We start from the raw sequence: 18,181 nt of genomic DNA, 5'->3' as shown, positions 1-18,181 counted from the left end.
GTCCCTTTTTATTTAGTTTCCGACGCTTATCCACGGCCCCATTGTGTTGGCGACGATTCTCCGCCACCATAACCTCCATGAATAAAGCGCAGGATAATATCTTCCTGATCGGCCCCATGGGCTCCGGCAAGACGACGGTCGGCCGCCACCTGGCCAAGACGCTGAAGCTCGAATTCGTCGACAGTGATCACGCCATCGAAGAGCGTACCGGTGCAGATATTCCCTGGATATTCGATATCGAGGGCGAAGAGGGATTTCGCCGGCGCGAGCGCGCCGTGATCGATGAGCTGACCCGCCGGCGTGGCATCGTCCTGGCGACCGGCGGGGGTGCGGTGATCGACCCGCTGAATCGCGCCGATCTGGCGGCGCGGGGCGTTGTGGTGTTTCTGCGCGCTTCGGTGGACAAGATCCTGAGCCGGACAGGCAAATCGCAGAACCGCCCGCTCTTGCGGACCGAGAATCCCCGCGCCCGGGTCGAGCAGTTGCTCGCGGCGCGCGATGCCCTCTATCACGAGATCGCGGATATAATCGTCGACACGGACAAGCGCGGGGTAAAGAGCACGGTCAATCAGATCCTAGACCAGCTCCGGCGCAACGAGGCGGGCGTGGAGGATGGCAAACCCCGACCGCCACGCCGCCCCCGCGCCCGCAGACCGGAACCACAAACACGATGAAGACCCTGACGGTTGAGCTCGGCGAGAGAAGCTATCCGATCTATATCGGATCAGGTCTGCTCGCCCGGCCGGAACTGCTCACCGGTCATATCCGATCGCGTCAGGCACTGGTAGTGACGAACGAGACCGTGGCGCCGCTCTATCTCGACCGCGTGCTGTCCTTGCTTGGGGACTGCCGTTGCGAGACGCTGGTGTTGCCGGACGGCGAGGGGTACAAGGATATCGCGACCCTGACGCGGGTCTTTGACGCCCTGCTCGGCGCCCGTTTCGACCGCGGCGTGACCCTGATCGCACTGGGCGGCGGCGTGATTGGCGACATCACCGGATTCGCCGCCGCCTGTTACCAGCGCGGCGTCCCTTTCGTCCAGATTCCGACCACCCTGCTGGCCCAGGTGGACTCTTCGGTAGGCGGCAAGACCGGGGTCAACCACCCGCTCGGCAAGAACATGATCGGGGCATTTCACCAGCCGCAGTGCGTCATCGCCGACACTGACGTGCTGAATACCCTGAACGACCGCGAGCTGCGCGCCGGCATCGCCGAGGTCATCAAATATGGCCTGATCTGCGACCGCGAGTTCTTTGTCTGGCTGGAGTCGAACATCGACCGTCTGTCGGCCCGCGAGCCAGAGGCGCTGGCCTATGCCGTCGAGCGCTCCTGCCGGGACAAGGCGGCGGTGGTGGCGGCGGACGAGCGAGAGGGTGGCGTGCGCGCGTTGCTCAATTTCGGGCACACCTTCGGGCATGCGATCGAGACCGGCATGGGCTACGGTGCCTGGCTGCACGGCGAGGCGGTCGCGGCCGGCATGTGCGCGGCCGCTGATTTGTCCATGCGCGAGGGAATGCTCGCCGAGGCCGATGCGCGCCGTGCCATCGAGCTGATCGCGCGCGCCGGACTGCCGGTCTGGCTGCCGCGCGAGATCGACTCCGGGCGATACCTGGAGTTGATGGCGGTCGACAAGAAGGTGCAGGCTGGGAAGCTGCGCCTGATTCTGCTGGAGTCGATCGGTACGGCCGTGGTGAGCGGGCGGTTCGATCCCGCCAGACTGCGAGAGAGCATCGAGGCGCGGCGGGAGCGGGGATGAGCCGGGCCGTGGGCGCAGGCGGGAGGGCGGGGCGGTGAGCGTGGACGATCAGACCGGACTTGCCCCCTACGCCGCCCGCGCCGCCAATTCGCGCGGGCGCCGGCAGACCGAGTCCACGCCCGAGTACCGTTCCGAATACCAGCGCGACCGCGATCGCATCGTGCATTCCTCGGCGTTCCGGCGTCTCGAATACAAGACCCAGGTGTTCGTCAATCACGAGGGCGACATGTTCCGCACCCGTCTGACCCACTCGATCGAGGTGGCCCAGATCGGGCGCGCGGTCGCCCGCGCCCTGCGGCTCAACGAGGATCTGGTCGAGGCCATCGCGCTGGCCCACGATCTCGGCCATACGCCGTTCGGGCATGCGGGCCAGGATGCGCTGAATCACTCCATGAAGGAATATGGCGGTTTCGAGCACAATCTGCAGTCACTGCGCGTGGTGGATGAACTGGAGGAGCGTTACGCCGAATTCAACGGACTGAACCTGACCTACGAGACGCGCGAGGGTATCCTGAAGCATTGTTCGCTCAAGAACGCGGCGGCGATGGGCGAGCTGGGCGCGCGTTTCCTGAACAAACAACAGCCTGGTCTGGAGGCGCAGCTCGCTAATCTGGCCGACGAGATCGCCTACAACAATCACGATGTCGACGACGGTCTGCGCGCCGGCCTCATCAGCCTGGAGCAGCTCGACGGAATCCGCCTCTTCAGTGAGCAGCATGAGCGGGTAGCCGCCGCCTATCCCGGCATCGGCACTCGCCGTCGGGTGCACGAGGTGGTGCGCCGGATGATCAACCGCCAGGTCCGGGACCTGGTGGAAACCAGCCGGGAGCGCATAGCGGAGTCCGGTGTCGCCAGTATCGAGGATGTGCGTGCCCGGAGCGCTCCCCTGGTCGGGTTCAGCGCGTCGATGGCGGAATGGAATCTCGAGCTGAAGCAGTTCCTGCGCGCGGAGCTTTACCGCCATTATCGGGTCAAGCGCATGAGCAGCAAGGCCGACCGCATCATGAAGGCCCTGTTCGGCACCTTCATGGAGGATATCCAGGTGCTTCCGCCCGAATATCAGCGGAAGGTCGCTCATTCCGAGCAGGCCGCGGGTGTTGCGGGCAGGGCGCGGGTGGTGGCAGACTACATCGCTGGCATGACCGATCGTTACGCGATCGGCGAGTATGAGCGGCTGTTCGATCCTGCACGGTTGACCTAGCCGGCCCGGCGGCGTCGTCCGGCTGCCGCCGCGACCAAGGGCACGATACAGCGCATTCATGCATATATACCTGCAGAAACCTCAGGAAGAGGACAAGCCGCCGCGTTACTATCACCTTCTCTTGCAGCAGGATTTACTAGGGGGTTGGTCTTTGATCAGGGAGTGGGGCTATCAGGGGGCCTCGGGACGGGTGAGGCGCGACCATCACGCCACGCGCGAACAGGCCGAGACGGCATTGATGACCGTGCGCGACGACCAGGTCCGGCGCGGTTACCGCGTGGTGTTCATCGAAGGTGAACATCAGCGGACATGAATGTCCATCTGACCGATCCTTTTGACGCTGCGGACGATGGAGGTCTGGAACGCGATCCGTTCGGGGACCGCTATGATGCCGCTGCATATTTCGACGAGGCGGTGCGCGCCAAGCGCCTCAACCTGCTGTTTCATCTCGTACCCTATAGCGACGTGCTGCTGGTCACCGGCGAGCCGGGCAGCGGCAAGACCAGCCTGCTGCAGCGCCTGCTCCAGGGCGCGAACGATAACTGGCGCATGTGCCAGTTCCGGGCCTCTCCCGACATCGATGCCGCGCGCCTGCTCGAGATCCTGCACAAGGAGTTTTCACTGCGGCCGGACGGCAGCAGCGACGACGAGCAGCGTCTGCGGCTGCTGCGGGAAAGCCTGTACTCGCTGCGCCACAACGCGCTGATTCCCGTACTGATCATCGATGATGCGCACCGGCTGACGCAGTCCGCGCTCGCGATGCTCGCCACCTTGACCGAGCCTTGGCAATCGACGGACCGGCTACTCAGCGTGGTGTTGTTCGGCGAACCGGAGATCAGCAAGCGCCTGGTGGCGCCGGGTCTGGAGGCGTTGCGCGGGCGTGTCGGCCATACCTTCGACATACCGCCGCTGAGCGAGGAGGATACCGGCAGGTATATCCTCCATCGCCTGCAGGCGGCGGGCCTCAAGGGATCGGGGCCGTTCACCGAGTCGGTGGTCCGTTTCATCCATGTCGCCTCGCGCGGCTTCCCGGGACGTATCAACGAGTTCGCCCGCGTCGTACTGCATAACCAGGAAGAAAAGGGCACCCGTGCGCAATCGGCTTCCCCGGCAGCCGTGGGGCGCGGCGTCTATCTCAAATATGGCATCGCGGCCGTGCTGGTGTCGCTCGCCGCGGTCGGGTTGTTGTATCAGGACCGGCTCGCGGTGCTGGTGCGCGATTTTCGGGCGACCGGGCCCTCCGCCCAGTCAGTCGAGCCGCCGACCGCCGCCTCTCCAACCGCAGGGACCACGCCGGAGAGTCTGATGTCCCAGGATTCGGCAGTTGGCGAGGTACTCGAGAACGAACCGGCAGCGATCGAACCCGACGGCCCGGAGGCGGCGACGGTGGCGGACGCGGGCGGTGACTCAGCGCCTTCCGATGCGGAGACCGTGCCGGCGCCGGATGAGGGGGAGGACACGGGCGGGACGCCGCCGCCTGTCGCAGGCGCCACCGCGTCGGACGAGATCGAGTCGGTCGCGGAACCGGCGGCCGTACGCGAGACCGTTGCATCATCACCACCCCCAGTCGCGAGAGCGGACGCGGGGAGCCCCTCCGAATCCTCCGCGCCGTCGACGCCGGGCGGACCCCGCGACGAGGCCTGGCTGCTGGAGCAGGATCCCACCGCCTACACCGTCCAGTTGCTGGTTGCCAGTCAAGAGCAGTGTCTGGCCTATATCGAGCGCCACGGCCTCGGTGACGCGGCCGCCATTTACCAGACCCGCTCATCCGGCCAGGTCTGGTCGTCCCTGGTGTACGGGGCCTTCGCCTCGAATCAGGATGCGGCCGATGCCGCAAAAGCGATTTCAGAACAAGATGTTAAAGCATCCCCATGGGTGCGGCGCCTAGGGGTTGTTCAGGACAGGATCCGCGCCTTCCGCGCCACCGCGACGCCGGTTTCGGCCGCAGCGCCAGCCCCGGCATCGGTCTCGACCCCGACCCCGGCGCCCCGCGCGGATATTAAAGGAATGCCCGCGCCCGGCGGCGGGACGCAGGGCGAGGACTGGCTGTTGGCCCAGCCGCCCGACGCCTACACCCTGCAGCTCTTTACCGGCAAGGAGGCCAATGTAAAGGCCTATCTCAAACGTCACGCCCTGCAGGACAGGGTGGCCCTGTACCAGCCGCGTGGCGACGGGGAGGGCCGGTTGACCGTAACCTATGGGGTTTATGCCGACCGCGCCGAGGCTGCCCGGGCAAGTGCAGAACTTGGCGCCCGGTTGCCCGATCTCAAGCCATGGGTGCGCCCCCTGCGCGACATCCAGTCGGCGATCTCCGGTCCCCGGGCTGTGACCGCCCCGGCTCCCTGATTCTTCATCCCGGATAATCAGTAGCTTATTCCCCGCGACAGAGAACCGGCGCGGGGCCGGTTTATTGATGGGCCCGGGGCGGGCGAGTATACTTTCCTCCCTTGCGTCTTGCTCATGTGTCTCGTGAGCGTGGAACTGTGCGGGTCAACGGGACACTCAATCCTTGCCGGCGGGCAGCGCGGTCCGGGCGCGCCGGTATCTGCCGGCCGATCCGTCGCGGATCGGGATCCTCGGTGTGACTGGGTGCTCGGGGTGTGGCGGTTTCGCCCGGTCGATTGCGGCCGGCTTCACGGCAGACGCGTCGCCCGATAGGGGCGGTTATACAACAGATTCGGATCCGGAAAACATGCACAACGAGAGTAGACAGCACGGTCGGCCGCAGCGGCAGGGCATGTACGACCCCCGCAATGAACACGATGCCTGCGGCGTCGGTTTCATCGCCCACATCAAGGGCGGCAAGAGCCACACCATCGTGCGCCAGGGCCTGCAGATCCTGGAAAACCTCACTCACCGCGGCGCTGTCGGCGCCGATCCGCTGGCGGGTGACGGCGCCGGCATTCTGATTCAGATCCCGGACGCCTTTTTGCGCGCCGAGTGCGCCGCGCGCGGCGTGACATTGCCGCCGGCCGGCGAATACGGCGTCGGCATGATCTTTCTGCCGCAGGATGCCAAGACGCGCGCCGCCTGCGAGGCGCTGATCGAGCGTACCGTCATCGCCGAGGGGCAGCGCGTCCTCGGCTGGCGCGATGTTCCGACCGACAACAGCGTCTTCGGCGCCGGCGTGCGCGCGGTCGAGCCGTTTGTGCGCCAGGTCTTCATCGGCCGCGGGCCAGCGGCCAGCGATGATACGACGTTCGAGCGCAAGCTGTTCGTGATCCGCAAGGTGGTGGAAAACTCCGTGCGTACCTCCGGCTGGAACGATTGCGGCCGCTTCTACATCCCGTCCCTGTCCTGCCGCACCCTGGTCTACAAGGGCATGCTGCTGGCGAATCAGGTCGACGCCTACTACAAGGATCTGGGCGATGGGCGCCTGGTGTCCGCGCTTGCCCTGGTGCACCAGCGCTTTTCCACCAACACCTTCCCGTCGTGGGATCTCGCGCATCCGTTCCGCATGATCGCCCACAACGGCGAGATCAATACCCTGCGCGGCAACATCAACTGGATGGCGGCGCGGCGCCATTCGATGTCCTCGAAGCTGCTGGGCGAGGATCTCGAGAAGCTGTGGCCGCTGATCGCCGAGGGACAGTCCGATTCCGCCTGTTTCGACAATGCGCTGGAACTGCTCGTCGCCGGCGGGTATCCGCTCGCGCACGCCATGATGATGCTGGTGCCCGAGGCCTGGGCCGGCAATCCCCTGATGGAAGCGAAGCGCCGCGCCTTCTATGAATATCACGCCGCCCTGATGGAGCCGTGGGACGGACCGGCCGCGCTGGCCTTCACCGACGGCCGCCAGATCGGTGCGACGCTCGATCGCAACGGCCTGCGTCCCGCGCGCTACCTGATCACCGATGACGACCTGGTGGTAATGGCCTCTGAGATGGGCGTGCTGCACATCCCGGAGGCCAGGATCGTCAAGAAATGGCGCCTGCAGCCGGGCAAGATGTTCCTCATCGATATGGAACAGGGCCGTATTATCGACGATGCCGAACTGAAGGACGCGCTCGCCTCCGCGCAGCCCTATCAGCAGTGGCTCGACCGTACCCAGATCCTGCTCAACAACCTGCCGCTGCACGCGCACGCGGCGCGCCCGGCGCACCGCGAGTCCCTGCTTGACCGCCAGCAGGCCTTCGGCTATACGCAAGAAGACACCAAGCTCCTGCTGGCGCCGATGGCGGTGTCCGGCCAGGAAGCGGTGGGCTCGATGGGCGCGGACAACCCGATCGCGGTGTTGTCGCGCAAGCCGAAGCCGCTGTTCAACTATTTCAAGCAGAATTTCGCCCAGGTCACCAATCCGCCGATCGACCCGATCCGCGAGGAACTGGTGATGTCGCTGGTTTCGCTCATCGGCCCGCGCCCGAATCTGCTGGATCTCGACAACGCCGGCACCCATATGCGGCTCGAGGTCCATCAGCCGGTGCTGACCAACGCGGACCTCGAGCGCATCCGCGCCATCCACGAGCACACCGACGGCGCGTTTCGTACGTGTACGCTGGATGTCTGCTACGACGCCGCGCAGGGCGCGGCGGGCATGGAGGCCGCGCTGTCGCGCCTGTGCGCCGAAGCGAAGCAGGCGGTGGAGCAGCATCACAACATCCTGATCCTGTCCGATCGCGCCATGGATCGCGGACATATCGCCATCCCGGCGCTGCTCGCCACGGCCGCGGTGCATCACCATCTGGTCCGCGCGGGTCTGCGTACCGAATGCGGCTTGGTGGTCGAGACCGGCGCGGCGCGCGAGGTGCACCACTTCGCCTTGCTCGCCGGCTATGGCGCCGAGGCGATCAACCCCTATCTCGCCTTCGAGACGCTGACGGCGATGTGCGATCATTCCGCGATCAAGGAGACGCCGGACGAGGCCCATGCGCACTACATCAAGGCCGTGGGCAAGGGGCTGCTCAAGGTCATGTCCAAGATGGGCATTTCGACCTATCAGTCCTACTGCGGGGCACAGATCTTCGACGCGGTGGGGCTCGCGAGCGATTTCGTCGACCGGTATTTCACCGGCACGTCCACGATGATCGAAGGTATCGGCCTGCGCGAAGTGGCGGAGGAGTCCGTGCGCTGGCACCGCGACGCCTACAGCGAGGCGCCGATCTACCGCAACGCACTCGATGCCGGCGGCGACTACGCCTACCGCATCCGCGGCGAGGACCATGCCTGGACGCCGGACTCCATCGCCAAGCTGCAGCACGCCACGCGTTCGAACAGCTACGCGACCTATCAGGAGTTCGCCCAGCAGATCAACAGGCAGGAAGAGCGCCTGCTGACGCTGCGCGGCCTGTTCGATTTCCGGCTCGACGCTGAACCGGTCCCGCTCGATGAGGTCGAGCCGGCGCAGGAGATCGTCAAGCGTTTCGCCACCGGCGCGATGTCCTTCGGTTCGATCTCGCGCGAGGCGCACACCACGCTCGCCATCGCGATGAACCGCATCGGCGGCAAGTCCAACACCGGCGAGGGCGGCGAGGAATCCGAGCGCTTCCAGCCGTTGGCGAACGGCGATTCCATGCGCTCGGCGATCAAGCAGGTCGCCTCCGGGCGCTTCGGCGTCACCACCGAATACCTGGTCAACGCCGACGATATCCAGATCAAGATCTCGCAGGGCGCCAAGCCGGGCGAGGGCGGCCAGTTACCGGGCCACAAGGTGGACGCCGTGATCGCGCGCGTGCGCCATTCCACGCCGGGCGTCGGCCTGATCTCGCCGCCGCCGCACCATGACATCTATTCGATCGAGGACCTGGCGCAACTGATCCATGACCTCAAGAACGTCAACCCGCGGGCGCGCATCAGCGTCAAGCTGGTGTCCGAGGTCGGCGTCGGTACGGTCGCCGCGGGCGTTTCCAAGGCGCATGCCGATCACGTGACCATCGCCGGACATGACGGCGGTACGGGCGCGAGCCCGCTCACCTCGATCAAGCACGCCGGCCTCCCGTGGGAGATCGGACTGGCCGAGACGCACCAGACCCTGGTGCTCAACCGCCTGCGCGGTCGCATCGCGGTGCAGGTCGACGGCGGCATCCGCACCGGGCGCGACGTGGTGATCGGCGCGCTGCTCGGCGCCGACGAGTTCGGCTTCGCCACCGCGCCGCTCATCGTCGAAGGCTGCATCATGATGCGCAAGTGCCATCTCAATACCTGCCCGGTCGGCGTCGCAACGCAGGACCCGGTGCTGCGCAAGCGTTTCACCGGCAAGCCGGAACATGTGGTGAACTACTTCTTCATGGTGGCGGAAGAGATGCGCCAGCTGATGGCGCAGCTCGGATTCCGTCGTGTCGACGAGATGATCGGCCGCACCGACCGTCTCGACATGCGCAAGGCGATCCGGCACTGGAAGGCGCGCGGACTCGATTTCTCCCGCATCCTGCACCGTCCCGAGGTCGCCGCCGGGGTGGCGGTCCGCCATTGCGAGAGCCAGCAGCACGGGCTCGAGAAGGCGCTCGACCATACCTTGATCGCTCAGGCCGCGCCGGCGCTGGAACACGGCACGCCAGTGCGCATCGAGACACCGATAACGAACGTCAACCGCACCTTCGGCGCCATGCTGTCCGGTCGTGTCGCCGAGCGTTACGGTCACGCCGGGCTGCCCGACGATACGATCGCCATCGCGGCGCACGGGACCGCCGGCCAGAGTTTCGGCGCCTGGCTCGCGCGCGGTGTCAGTGTCGATCTCGTGGGCGAGGCCAACGACTATGTCGGCAAGGGCCTGTCGGGTGGCCGCATCGTCGTGCGTCCGGCGGCGGATTGCCCGATCGTACCGGAGCAGAACATCATCGTCGGGAACACCGTGCTGTACGGAGCCATCAGCGGCGAGTGCTATTTCCGCGGCGTCGCCGGCGAACGCTTCGCGGTGCGCAATTCCGGCGCCATCGCGGTCGTGGAGGGCGTCGGCGACCACGGCTGTGAATACATGACCGGCGGCATCGTGGTCGTACTCGGGCAAACCGGGCGCAACTTCGCCGCCGGAATGAGCGGCGGCATCGCCTATGTACTGGACGATGCGGGCGACTTCGAGAGCCGCTGCAACATGATGATGGTCGAACTCGAACCGATCAAGGAAGAGGACGACGCGCTGGAACTGGCCGAACATCAGGGCGGCAATCTCGAGACCCACGGCCGCGTCGAGATCCATCACGACATGACGCGCTTCGACGCCAGGCGCCTGCGCGGCCTCATCGAGCGGCATCTGCACTATACCGGCAGCGCGCTGGCGCGCCGCATCCTGGAGCGCTGGAGCGACTCTCTGCCGCGCTTCGTCAAGGTGATGCCGGTGGATTACCGCAAGGCGCTGGAGCAGATGAAGGCGCAGCAGCAGGCGGCCGCCGCTGCGACCGCATCCGTCGCGCGGGGAGGTCGTTGAGCCATGGGCAAGCCGACCGGATTCCTCGAATTCGAGCGCAAGGAGCGCAAGTACGCGCCGGTGGAGCAGCGCATCAAGCATTATTCCGAGTTCGTCGTCCCGCTCAGCGACGCCGATCTCAGTCTGCAGGGCGCACGCTGCATGGACTGCGGCATCCCGTTCTGTCACCAGGGCTGTCCGGTCAACAACATCATCCCGGACTGGAACGACCTGGTATACCGCGCCGAGTGGCGCAGCGCGCTCGAGGTGCTGCATTCCACCAATAACTTCCCCGAGTTCACCGGGCGCATCTGCCCGGCGCCGTGCGAGGAGGCGTGCACCCTCAACATCGACGACAACCCGGTGACGATCAAGACCATCGAGTGCGCCATCGTCGACAAGGGCTGGGAGCAGGGCTGGGTTACGCCCTTGCCGGCGGCGCATCCGACTGGCAAGACGGTGGCGATCGTCGGTTCCGGTCCGGCCGGCCTCGCCTGCGCGCAGCAACTGGCGCGCGTCGGCCATGCGGTCACCGTGTTCGAGAAACAGGACCGCGTCGGCGGGCTGCTGCGCTACGGCATCCCGGACTTCAAGATGGAGAAGCAGCTGATCGATCGCCGCGTCGAACAGATGCGGCAGGAGGGTGTGAGCTTCCGCACCGGGGTCCATGTCGGACGCGACCTGCCGGCGAAACGCCTGCTCGACGATTTCGACGCCGTGGTCCTGACCGGCGGCGCCGAGCAGCCGCGCGACCTGCCGGTGCCGGGACGCGAGCTGGCCGGCGTGCATTTCGCCATGCGGTTCCTCGAGCAGCAGAACCGCCGCAATGCCGGTGACGCCATCCCGCCGGAGCAGGCGATCAGCGCGCAGGACAAGCATGTCGTCGTCATCGGTGGCGGCGACACCGGTTCCGACTGCATCGGCACCTCGATCCGCCAGGGTGCCCGCTCGGTGACGCAGATCGAGATCCTGCCGAAACCGCCGGAGCACCCGGACAAGGGCACCACCTGGCCGTACTGGCCGAATCGCCTGCGCACCTCGAGCTCGCAGGCCGAGGGCGTTGCGCGCGACTGGTGCGTGGCAACGAAGGAACTGCGTGGCGAAGACGGCGCGGTCAAGCACCTGCGCGCGATCCGCGTCGAGTGGAACCAGGACGCGCAGGGCCGCTGGCAGATGAAGGAACTGCCGGACCAGACGCTGGAGCTGAAGGCGGACCTGGTGCTGCTCGCGATGGGCTTCGTGCATCCGGTGCATGCCGGCCTGCTGGAGGAGCTCGGCGTGACGCGTGATCCGCGCGGCAATGTGGCGGCCGATACCGAGAAATACCAGACCTCGATCTCCAAGGTGTTCGCCGCCGGCGACATGCGGCGCGGACAATCGCTCGTCGTGTGGGCCATCCGCGAGGGGCGCCAGGCCGCCCGCGCGGTAGACGAATTCCTGATGGGTTACAGCGAACTGCCGCGCTGAGCGCGCAAGCGGAATCGGGCCCGGCGCCTGTTTCCGTATCGATCCATATATTGATGCGGGGGTGCGGAGAGGGCAATCGATCCCTTTTCTCCCGGCGCCGCAGAGGAGGGCGCGACACGTGCAGGAATTGAAGAACGACCGTTTTCTGCGCGCGCTGCTGCGCCAGCCGGTGGATGTGACGCCGGTATGGATGATGCGGCAGGCCGGCCGCTATCTGCCGGAGTACCGCGCCACGCGCGAGCGCGCCGGCGACTTCATGAACCTGTGCCGCACGCCCGAGCTGGCCTGCGAGGTGACGCTGCAGCCGCTCGAGCGCTATCCGCTGGACGCGGCCATCCTGTTTTCCGATATCCTGACCGTGCCGGACGCGATGGGGCTCGGACTCTATTTCAGTCAGGGCGAAGGTCCGCGCTTCGAACGTCCCGTGCGCAGTGCCGCCGACATCGACGCGCTCGCCGTACCCGACCCCGAGAGCGAACTGGGTTATGTCATGGACGCCGTCCGGCTGATCCGGCGCGAACTCGCCGGGCGCATCCCGCTGATCGGTTTTTCGGGCAGCCCTTGGACGCTCGCCACCTACATGGTGGAAGGCGGCTCGAGCAAGGAGTTCGCCCATGCCAAGGGCATGATGTATGCGCAGCCCGCTTTGATGCATCGCCTGCTCGGCAAGCTCGCCGACGCGGTAACCGCCTATCTGAACGCGCAGGTGCGCGCCGGCGCGCAGGCGCTGATGATCTTCGACACCTGGGGCGGCGTGCTCACCACGCGTGACTACCTGGAGTTCTCGCTCGCCTATATGACGCGCATCATCGCCGGGTTGACGCGCGAGCACGAGGGCCGGCGCGTGCCGGTCATCCTGTTCAGCAAGGGCGGCGCGCAGTGGTTCGAGGCAATGGCCGAGAGCGGCGCGGACGCGCTCGGCGTGGACTGGACCGTCGAGATCGGCGACGTCCGTCGCCGCGTCGGCGAGCGCGTCGCTTTGCAGGGAAACATGGATCCGTGCGCGCTCTATGCCACGCGCGACCGTATCCGCGCCGAAGTGGAGCACGTGCTCGCCAGTTTCGGCCCCGGCCCCGGCCATGTGTTCAATCTCGGCCATGGCATTCATCCCCATGTCGATCCCACCAACGTGCGTGTCTTCATCGAGGCCGTGCACGAACTCAGCGCGCGCTTCCACTGATGGCCCGCGCGCCGGAGACCAGGCCATGAACGGACCGGGCCAGGCGGGTGAACTCCCGCCCGAGTTCGAAAAGCTGCGCCGGCTCGCGGGCTTTTCCGAGGAGATGTTCAACCGCATCATTGCCTTCCAGGAACGGCTGCATCCGGCCTGGAAGCCCGAACTGCCGTTCGCCGAGCGCATCCGCGGGCTGCCCCTGCACGCGCTGGTGTTCAGCAACCCGGACCGCGATCCCGCCACGCATGCGCATACCATCGCCCCGTTCTATCCCCTGCGCGCCGAACTGCGCCAGATCGCGCAGTGCGCGCGCCAGGTGGCGGACGATCCGCTGGTGTGCGACGTGCACGGACGCAACGGTTTCCTCGGCAGCCTGCTCGCGCGCGAGGGCGTCCGCGTGCTCGGCCTCGCCGATCCGGCCGACAAGCCGAACCAGATCGCGGAATTTTACGATCCCTCCTGCTATGAGCCGGGCAGTGAAACCCTGGAGACGTTGACCCGCCCGATCGACGTCGCGCTCTCGGCCTGGATGCCGGCCGGCATCAACCGAACGCCCGCGATCGTCGCCCACGCGCCCAGGCTGATCATCTTCATCCATACCGATCATGTCGACGCCTCCACTGGCCGCCGCCAGACCGGCACCGCGGAGGCCTACACACAGCTGCCGGAGCGTTACCGGCAGATCGCCGAGTGGACGATCGTGCGGCCGAAGGATGTGTTGCACGAGGTATGGCCGGACCTCACGCCCAGCATCGAAGAGGTGCGCCACGTGAGGATCTTCGCCGACGAGCCGTATCGCGACATCCATGTGGAGCGCGAGATGGAGGCGGTCGGGCCCTACGACTGGGAACAGGAGCTCGACCTCGCGCTCACCGCGCTCGAAGCCAGGGAATATCTGCGCACGCGCGGATTCACCGTCTGATCGTGCGTCCTTTGAGGAGCAACGCGCGCGTGGCCGTGTCTGGAGGAGGGCATATCATGAAGAGATTCGGCGCAACGGTCGTCCTGTCATGCCTGCTCGCGCTCGCGGCCTGCGGCCCCTCCGAGATAGACCTGAAGGCGCGCGGCATGGTCGAGCGCTACTACCAGCTCATACAGCAGGGAAACTTCGCCGATGCGGTCCGCTTCTATCCGGAGAGCGAGCGCCAGCTCCAGCTCGATGCGCTGGAACAGCACCGGCAGACGCTGGGCACCCTCCAGTCGTTCCAGATCAGCGCCGAGGAGCAGAACACCGTCTACAGCGGCAAGTTCTACATCTTCACGGTGGACACGCAGTACGAACAGACCCAGGCGCTGGAGACCCTGACCATGAAGACCTGGGTCAGTTCCAACGATTCGCTCAGCATCGTTTCCCAGCTCGTCGACGCCGACTGACGCCGCGGAATTCCGCGCCGCCGCTCGTCCCGCGCGCGAGCACACTTCAAGAAGTATCAGGGAGTTGATCGGCGGGGTGGAGCCGCGGGCGACCGCTGTGCTATGATCCGGTGTGGTCCGGTGTGGCGCGGCGGGGCGAGCACACCGGCGCCAGTCGTTAAGCCCCGATTAATCCGCGCGTGCGACCATGCGTGAGAATGCTTCGGTTACCCATGATGTATCTAACCGCATAAGGAGGATGACCGCCATGAATACCATCGTAAAAAGCTCCCTGCTGAGCGCCGGACTCGCCTTCGCGCTCACCGCGCTGGCCGACGCGCCGTCCTCGCTCCATCTGCCCGACACGCATTCGGATATGAATACGGGCAAGATCACGCTGTACCGGAGCCAGATCAAGGACTACAAGTTCGGCAAGAACGAGGACATCACTAACAACGAGGTGTTCATTACCCTCGACACCACCGGCGAGAAGATCTTCACCCTGTCACTGCACGAGGACCCGGTCGTCAACACGGAGATTGCCACGACCCTGCGCGAGGCCTTCGTGCACGACATGACGGTCACCATCTACGCGTCGAAGTTCGTCAAGGAAGGCGGCGCGATGAAGATCCACGCGGTACAGATCGAAAGGCCTGCCGGCAAATAAAAAATCCTGCCCGCCGGCACGGCTCGTGCCGGCGGGCAGGCCGCGCTAGGCGGCGTTTTCCCGTTTCTGCTGTCTCCGCAACACCAGCTTCCGCAGGACGACATAGAACACCGGCGTCAGGAACAGCCCGAACAGCGTCACGCCGATCATGCCGGAGAACACCGTGATGCCCATGACCTCGCGCACCTCGGAACCGGCGCCGCTGGAGAATACCATCGGGATGACGCCGGCGATGAAGGCGGTGGAGGTCATCACGATCGGGCGCATACGCAGGCGGCAGGCCTCGATCGCCGCCTCCACCACGCCCTTGCCCTCGAGCTCCAGTTCGCGCGCGAACTCGACGATCAGGATCGCGTTCTTGCACGCCAGCCCCATCAGCACGGCCATGCCGATCTGCACGAAGATGTTGTTGTCGCCGCCGGTGAGCCAGATGCCGCACAGCGCGAACAGCAGGCACATCGGCACGATCAGGATCACCGCCAGCGGCAGCGTCCAGCTCTCGTAGAGCGAGGCCAGCACCAGGAACACGAGCAGCACCGACAGCGGGAACACCACCAGCGCGGCATTGCCCTGCGTCACCTGCTGGAAGCTGAGGTCGGTCCACTCGAAGCCCATGCCGGCGGGCAGCACCCGCGGCGCCATCCCGGCGATGGTGGAGATGGCCTGCTGCGAGGACATCACGCGCGGGTCGGATTCGCCGAACAGATCGGCGGCCGGGTAACCGTTGTAGCGGATCACCGGGTCCGGCCCGTAGGTCTGGCTCACCGTCACCACGCTGCCGATCGGCACCATCTCGCCGTTCAGGTTGCGCGTGCGCAGCGCGGTGATGTCCTCGGCCTGGTCGCGGTACGGCGCGTCCGCCTGCGCGTACACCTGGTAGGTGCGGCCGAAGCGGTTGAAGTCGTTGACATAGGATGAACCGAGATAGATCTGCAGCGTCTCGAACACGTCGGTCAGCGCCAGGCCCTGCGCCTTCGCCTTGACGCGGTCGATCTCGGCGGTGAGCTGCGGCACGTTGGACTGGTAGGAGGTGAACGGGAAGCCCATGCCGGGTACCTGCGACAGCGCGCCGGCAAAGCCGTTGACGGCGTTCTGCAGCTCGCCGTAGCCGACGCCGGCGCGATCCTGCACGTAAAGCGAATAGCCGGAGCCGGTGCCGATACCGAGGATCGGCGGCGGCATGATGGCGAAGGCGAAGGCCTCCTGGATACCGGAGAACTTGCCCATCAGCTCGCCGACGATCTCCGGCGCGGGCCGCGTGCGCGCGTCGAAACCGTCGAGGCCGAAGAAGATCGTGCCGGAGTTCGGCGTGTTGTTGAACTGCATCGGGTTGAGGCCAGGGAAGGCGACCGCGTCCTTGACTCCATCGGTGCCGAGGGCGAGTTCGCTCATCTTGCGCACCACGACCTCGGTGCGGTCGAGGGAGGAACCGGCGGGAAGCTGCACCCCGCCGATCAGGTAGAGCTTGTCCTGCGTCGGGATGAAACCGCCGGGCACGGTGCGGAACATCACCACCGTCGCGCCGATCAGGATCGCGTACACCGCCAGCATCAGCGGCGCGCGTCGCAGCGCCGGCCGCCCGCTCTCGGCATAGAAGTGGGCGGCGCCGCGGAAGGCGTGGTTGAACGGTCGGAACAGCCAGCCGAACAGGCGGTCGATGACGCGCGTCGGCAGGTCGGGCGGCGCGCCGCGCGGCTTGAGCAGCACGGCGGCGAGCGCCGGCGACAGCGTCAGCGAGTTGATCGCGGAGATCACGGTCGAGATGGCGATCGTGACGGCGAACTGGCGGTAGAACTGGCCGGTGATGCCGGACAGGAACGAGATCGGCACGAACACCGCGACCAGCACCAGGGCGATGGCGATGATCGGTCCGCTCACCTCGCGCATCGCCTGGTGGGCGGCGGCGAGCGGCGTGAGGCCGTTCTCGATGTTGCGTTCGACGTTCTCGACCACGACGATGGCGTCGTCGACCACGATGCCGATGGCGAGCACCAGGCCGAACAGCGTCAGCGTGTTGATGGAGAAGCCGAGCGCGAGCAGCACCGCGAAGGTGCCGATGATGGAGACCGGCACCGCGATCAGCGGAATGATGGAGGCGCGCCAGGTCTGCAGGAACAGGATCACCACCAGCACCACCAGCAGCACCGCCTCGGACAGCGTCGTCACCACGGCCTTGATGGAATCACGCACGAACACGGTCGGATCGTATACCACGTCCCACTTGACGTCCGCCGGGAAGCGCGTCGCGAGCTCGGCCATGCGCGCGCGCACGTTATTCGACAGCTCGATCGTGTTCGATCCGGGGGCCTGGAAGATCACCACCGCGACCGCCTGCCCGTTGTTGAGCAGCGAGCGCAGGGCGTAATCGGCGGCGCCAAGCTCAATCCGCGCGACGTCGCGCAGGCGGGTGAGTTCGCCGCCGGCGCCGGTCTTGACGACGATGTCGCCGAACTCCTCCTCGGTGACGAGACGGCCCTGGGCATTGATGGAGAGGGTGAAGTCGCTGGTCTGTGGCTGCGGCGGGGCGCCGATCTGGCCGGCCGATACCTGCACGTTCTGTTCGCGGATGGCGTTCACGACGTCCCCGGCGGTGAGACCGCGCGCCGAGACCTTGTCGGGGTCCAGCCAGACGCGCATGGAATAATCGCCACCGCCGAAGATCATCGCCATACCGACACCGGGGATGCGCGCGAGTTCGTCCTTGACGTGCAGGGTGGCGTAGTTGCGCAGGTAGAGGGCGTCGTAGGTCTGATCGGGCGAGAGCAGATGCACGACCATGGTCAGGTTGGGCGACTGCTTGTCGGTGGTGACGCCGAGACGGCGTACGTCCTCGGGCAGGCGCGCGCTGGCCTGGCTGACGCGGTTCTGCACCTGCACCTGGGCGAGGTCGACGTCGGTCCCGGGTTTGAAGGTGACGGTCAGGTACATGACGCCGTCGGAGCCGGCCACCGACTTCATGTACATCATGTTCTCGACGCCGTTGACCGCTTCCTCCAGCGGGGTGGCGACGGTTTCGGCGATCACCTTGGGATTGGCGCCCGGATAGACCGCGCGCACCTGCACGGTCGGCGGCACCACATCCGGGTATTCGGTGACCGGCAGCAGCGGCAGCGCGATCAGGCCGGCGGTCAGGATCAGGATCGAAATGACCGCGGCGAAGATCGGGCGGTCGACGAAGAATCGCGAAAAGTCTCTCACGGGGCTGTTCTCACGGGATCAGGGGG

Annotated in this window: 12 protein-coding genes; 11 read left to right on the top strand and 1 reads right to left on the bottom strand. The window is 66.2% G+C overall.

Annotation, left to right across the window (positions count from 1 at the left end):
• The first annotated feature begins 77 nt into the window (after positions 1–77).
• The 11 genes from aroK (at position 78) to IPM20_09605 (ending at position 14,957) form a co-directional block, all read left to right on the top strand.
• Positions 78–674 carry a shikimate kinase AroK gene (gene aroK, locus IPM20_09655; GenBank protein ID MBK9131880.1) on the top strand — a complete coding sequence of 199 codons (597 nt, stop codon included), beginning with the start codon at positions 78–80 and terminating at the stop codon, positions 672–674.
• A complete protein-coding gene (gene aroB, locus IPM20_09650; GenBank protein ID MBK9131879.1) occupies positions 671–1,756 on the top strand; it encodes a 3-dehydroquinate synthase in 1,086 nt (361 codons plus the stop codon). Before aroK ends, aroB begins: the two co-directional genes overlap by 4 nt.
• A gap of 40 nt (positions 1,757–1,796) precedes the next feature.
• Positions 1,797–2,957 (top strand): deoxyguanosinetriphosphate triphosphohydrolase, encoded by a 1,161-nt coding sequence (locus IPM20_09645; GenBank protein MBK9131878.1) that lies wholly within the window; start codon positions 1,797–1,799, stop codon positions 2,955–2,957.
• A gap of 58 nt (positions 2,958–3,015) precedes the next feature.
• Positions 3,016–3,270, top strand: a complete 255-nt coding sequence (locus tag IPM20_09640; GenBank protein MBK9131877.1) for a WGR domain-containing protein — start codon at positions 3,016–3,018, stop codon at positions 3,268–3,270.
• On the top strand, positions 3,267–5,303 hold the full coding sequence (locus IPM20_09635; protein ID MBK9131876.1) for an AAA family ATPase: 2,037 nt from the start codon (positions 3,267–3,269) through the stop codon (positions 5,301–5,303). The genes IPM20_09640 and IPM20_09635 overlap by 4 nt, the downstream gene beginning before the upstream one ends.
• Positions 5,304–5,694: 391 nt before the next feature.
• Positions 5,695–10,317: a glutamate synthase large subunit gene (gltB, locus tag IPM20_09630; GenBank protein MBK9131875.1), complete on the top strand. Its 4,623-nt coding sequence runs from the start codon at positions 5,695–5,697 to the stop codon at positions 10,315–10,317.
• Positions 10,318–10,320: 3 nt separating this feature from the next.
• Positions 10,321–11,763: a glutamate synthase subunit beta gene (locus IPM20_09625; protein MBK9131874.1), complete on the top strand. Its 1,443-nt coding sequence runs from the start codon at positions 10,321–10,323 to the stop codon at positions 11,761–11,763.
• A 118-nt stretch (positions 11,764–11,881) separates the two neighbouring features.
• Positions 11,882–12,943, top strand: coding sequence for a uroporphyrinogen decarboxylase (gene hemE, locus IPM20_09620; protein MBK9131873.1), 1,062 nt, complete (start codon positions 11,882–11,884; stop codon positions 12,941–12,943).
• Between the two features lie 25 nt (positions 12,944–12,968).
• A complete protein-coding gene (locus IPM20_09615; GenBank protein ID MBK9131872.1) occupies positions 12,969–13,859 on the top strand; it encodes a hypothetical protein in 891 nt (296 codons plus the stop codon).
• Between the two features lie 56 nt (positions 13,860–13,915).
• Positions 13,916–14,311 carry a hypothetical protein gene (locus tag IPM20_09610; GenBank protein MBK9131871.1) on the top strand — a complete coding sequence of 132 codons (396 nt, stop codon included), beginning with the start codon at positions 13,916–13,918 and terminating at the stop codon, positions 14,309–14,311.
• A gap of 247 nt (positions 14,312–14,558) precedes the next feature.
• Entirely contained in the window at positions 14,559–14,957 is a 399-nt protein-coding gene (locus IPM20_09605) for a hypothetical protein (GenBank protein MBK9131870.1), read from the top strand.
• A gap of 45 nt (positions 14,958–15,002) precedes the next feature.
• Here IPM20_09605 and IPM20_09600 read toward each other — a convergent pair whose 3' ends face one another.
• Positions 15,003–18,155: an efflux RND transporter permease subunit gene (locus IPM20_09600; GenBank protein MBK9131869.1), complete on the bottom strand. Its 3,153-nt coding sequence runs from the start codon at positions 18,153–18,155 to the stop codon at positions 15,003–15,005.
• Positions 18,156–18,181: the final 26 nt, after the last annotated feature.

The sequence above is a fragment of the Gammaproteobacteria bacterium genome (assembly GCA_016716465.1).
Classification (GTDB): domain Bacteria; phylum Pseudomonadota; class Gammaproteobacteria; order SZUA-140; family SZUA-140; genus JADJWH01.
This window is presented reverse-complemented; position numbering and strand designations above follow the sequence as displayed.

Bases quoted from the DNA above. Each gene is read 5' to 3' on its own strand.
- aroK (MBK9131880.1), top strand. From the start codon at position 78: ATGAATAAAGCGCAGGATAATATCTTCCTGATCGGCCCCATGGGCTCC.
- aroB (MBK9131879.1), top strand. From the start codon at position 671: ATGAAGACCCTGACGGTTGAGCTCGGCGAGAGAAGCTATCCGATCTAT.
- IPM20_09640 (MBK9131877.1), top strand. From the start codon at position 3,016: ATGCATATATACCTGCAGAAACCTCAGGAAGAGGACAAGCCGCCGCGT.
- IPM20_09635 (MBK9131876.1), top strand. From the start codon at position 3,267: ATGAATGTCCATCTGACCGATCCTTTTGACGCTGCGGACGATGGAGGT.
- gltB (MBK9131875.1), top strand. From the start codon at position 5,695: ATGTACGACCCCCGCAATGAACACGATGCCTGCGGCGTCGGTTTCATC.
- IPM20_09625 (MBK9131874.1), top strand. From the start codon at position 10,321: ATGGGCAAGCCGACCGGATTCCTCGAATTCGAGCGCAAGGAGCGCAAG.
- IPM20_09615 (MBK9131872.1), top strand. From the start codon at position 12,969: ATGAACGGACCGGGCCAGGCGGGTGAACTCCCGCCCGAGTTCGAAAAG.
- IPM20_09610 (MBK9131871.1), top strand. From the start codon at position 13,916: ATGAAGAGATTCGGCGCAACGGTCGTCCTGTCATGCCTGCTCGCGCTC.
- IPM20_09605 (MBK9131870.1), top strand. From the start codon at position 14,559: ATGAATACCATCGTAAAAAGCTCCCTGCTGAGCGCCGGACTCGCCTTC.